Annotated in this window: 3 protein-coding genes; 1 reads left to right on the top strand and 2 read right to left on the bottom strand. The window is 71.4% G+C overall.

The genetic code is table 11. The annotated features are described in order from the left end of the window. Positions 1–301: 301 nt before the first annotated feature. Complete coding sequence (locus ACIRDX_RS22530; RefSeq protein WP_396627657.1) at positions 302–1,180, bottom strand: PIG-L deacetylase family protein; 879 nt, start codon at positions 1,178–1,180, stop codon at positions 302–304. A gap of 54 nt (positions 1,181–1,234) precedes the next feature. Between ACIRDX_RS22530 and ACIRDX_RS22525 the strand changes: the two genes are divergently transcribed. After that, a complete protein-coding gene (locus ACIRDX_RS22525) occupies positions 1,235–2,203 on the top strand; it encodes a DUF4097 family beta strand repeat-containing protein (RefSeq protein WP_396627656.1) in 969 nt (322 codons plus the stop codon). An 82-nt stretch (positions 2,204–2,285) separates the two neighbouring features. Here ACIRDX_RS22525 and ACIRDX_RS22520 read toward each other — a convergent pair. After that, positions 2,286–2,807 (bottom strand): PQQ-binding-like beta-propeller repeat protein (locus ACIRDX_RS22520; protein ID WP_396627655.1); only part of this gene is annotated, 522 nt, incomplete at its 5' end.

The following is a 2,807-nucleotide window of genomic DNA, read 5'->3' as shown; positions in this document are numbered from 1 at the left end:
TGCGTGGCGACGGACGGATCGGGCGTGGCGCCGTACGCCTCGAGCAGCGCAGGGACGTCCATCAGCATGTCGGCGGGCACGGGCTTGCCAGCGAGGGGGTGGGCCATGGGCCTCACCTTACGGCAGAGGGCGCGCGCGCCACAAGCGCGCACGCCCTCTGCCGCACGGTGAATGCCGCGATGCTGCGATGCCGAATGTCGAAAAGCCGTGACCACGCCGGCGACCTCCGCGGTCGAGGGGCCGTGAAGAGCCAGAAGTCCGTAGCCGTCGACCTTCATGGTCGACGGTCAGTGATGCGCGCTCAGGCGTGGTTCCACTGGCGCAGGCGACGGTCCAGCGCATCGAGGTTCGAGGCCGGCGCGAACGGCGGGAAGTCCGCCTGTAACTGCGCGAGGGTCGGCACGGCACCCCACGCCGTCACGCGGAACACTTCGGTCGCGTGCGCCGAGGCAATGCCGAGTTCGCGGCCGGTCCTGTCGAAGCGGGCGCGGAGGATCGCGGCCCACTCCTCCTGCGACGCGGGCGGCGCCATGCCATGTCGGCCCACCCACGGTAGCCACTCGACGATCTGCGACTGGTGGCACCACGTCATGGCGGCGATGGTGTCGAAGGCGTCCTCGACATCAATCGCGAAGTCGAAGGCGTTGGCGCCGAACATGTAGCCGTCGTACGTGTTGATGATCACCGGCACCGTGCACGGGGCCGACTGCGTCTCGTCGGCCGGGTACTCGGGCGTGAACGCATGCGGCACGTTGATCATGTACGCCACGCGACGCACGGCCTCGGCGATCGTCTCGTGATCGTTGTGGATGCCGGCCAGCGGGTCGGCGCCGAGCGGCGGGCAGAACAGGTAGTCGGGCTCGAAGTCGCGGATGGCCTTCCACAACGCCGCGAGCAGGTCGGTGGTCACCTGGAGGCAGGCCTCGCGCGGTGGCTCGCCGTTCGGGAGCCGCAACAACTCGAAGTCGTACTGCCCGATGCTCGCAGAGGCGGCTTGCTCCTCCAGGCGCACGCGGCCCGTCTCTTCGCGCGTGCGGAACTGGTGGCCGGCCTTGCCGTCGGTGCACACCAGCACCTTGGCCTGGAAGGCATCGCCGAGTGCGCGGCGCCACAGCTCGAACGTGCCGCCGGCGGTGAACTCGTAGTCGTCGAAGTGCGCGTGGATGAAGAGCACCTTCATGGCCTCGACACACTAGCAGAGTGCGGCGCGGTGGCAACGGGGTAGAGTGGACCGATGCGCGTCCTGGCGGCCCTCGTCCTTTCATTGGTCTGTGCCAGCCCGGCGGTGGCGCAGCGATTCCCGTTCTCGCGCGACCTGCCGGCCGATGCCAGCGTGGTCGTCGACGTCAACACGCTGAACGGCGCCGTCGAGGTGGTCGGCGGCGCGGCGGGACGGGTGGTCGTCGAGGGGGCGGCCACGGCGAAGGTCGGATTCGGCGTGCCCGCCGATGCGGTGGCCATCGCCCAGCGGGTGGCGGCGCAGCCGCCGATCGACGCCACGCCCTCGTTGGTGCGCCTGGGCGTGCCTGTCGACGCCGAGGCGCGGCGCGCGGTGACCGTCAGCTATCGCGTCGAGGTGCCCTCGTCGGCCACGCTCACGGTCCGCACCGCGTCGGGAGCCATCACGCTGCGCGGCGTCGCCGGCACGGCGACGATCGCCAGCGGTTCGGGCGCGGTCGACCTCACACGGGTGGGGACGGCGGCGGTGACGACCGAGTCGTCAGCTGTGCGTGTGGACGGCGCCGCGGCTCTCGACGTGCGGACGCAGAGCGGCGCCATCGAGGTCGACGCCGTGCCTGGCGCGTTGGCCATCGTCACGGGCAGCGGCAGCGTGCGCGCGTCCCTGCGTCAGGCCGACGTAACGCCTGCCGCGAGTCGCGTCCGCACACGGTCGGGCGCGGTGTCGCTGACCGGCGTGCGTGGGGCCCTCGACGTCGAGACCGACAGCGCGCGTGTGGCGGTGGACGGCGCGCCAGTCGGCGACTGGCAGATCGAGTCCGGCTCGGGAGAGATCCGCGTCACCACGGCGAGGGACGCGGCCTACAAGCTCGAGGCCGAGAGCCGGTCGGGGCAGGTCCATGCGCCCGACACGCTGACCGGCACCCGCGTGAAGAGCCGCGCCGAGGGGCGCATCGGGACGCCGGGCCCGACGCTCCGGCTCCACACCCGGAGTTCCTCGATCCACGTCCGCGTGGCGCCCTGACGCGCGATGGAGAGGCAGGGTGCGTGTCCCCTTCCAGGCCACGCGGACGCCATCCAACAGCGGCGCGGTGGGACACCGCGCCCTACCTCGGCAAGGCGAACGCCACGAGTGAACTCCCCGCGGGACGCCCCGACTTGCCGCCCCCGGCCGAAATCACCACGTACTGCCGGCCATCGACCATGTACGTGCTTGGCGTGGCGTTGCCGCTGAACGGCAGCGTTGCCTGCCACAACACCTTCCCGGTGGCCTTGTCGAACGCCCGGATCGTCTCGTCTGCCGTCGCCGCGATGAAGATGAGGCCGCCAGCCGTCACCACCGGGCCGCCGTAGTTCTCCGTACCGGTCGGCGGAATGCCGCGCGCCGTCAGCTCCGGGTACTCGCCGAGCGGCACCTTCCACTTGATCTCGCCGGTGTTCATGTCGATGGCGTTGAGCGTGCCCCAGGGCGGCTTGATGGCGGGGTAGCCCTCGCGATCGGCCCAGCGCCGGAAGCCGCCGAACGCGTACGGCGGCTCGGCAACGGCCTTCGCATTCGCCGCGGCTGGCGCGGTCGCGGGCGGCTTCTCGGTGCCGAACAGATACCCGGCGATGGCACGCCGCTGGCC

Origin of the sequence: Luteitalea sp. (assembly GCF_044337415.1) — a bacterium.
In the GTDB taxonomy this organism is placed as follows: domain Bacteria; phylum Acidobacteriota; class Vicinamibacteria; order Vicinamibacterales; family Vicinamibacteraceae; genus Luteitalea.
This window is presented reverse-complemented; position numbering and strand designations above follow the sequence as displayed.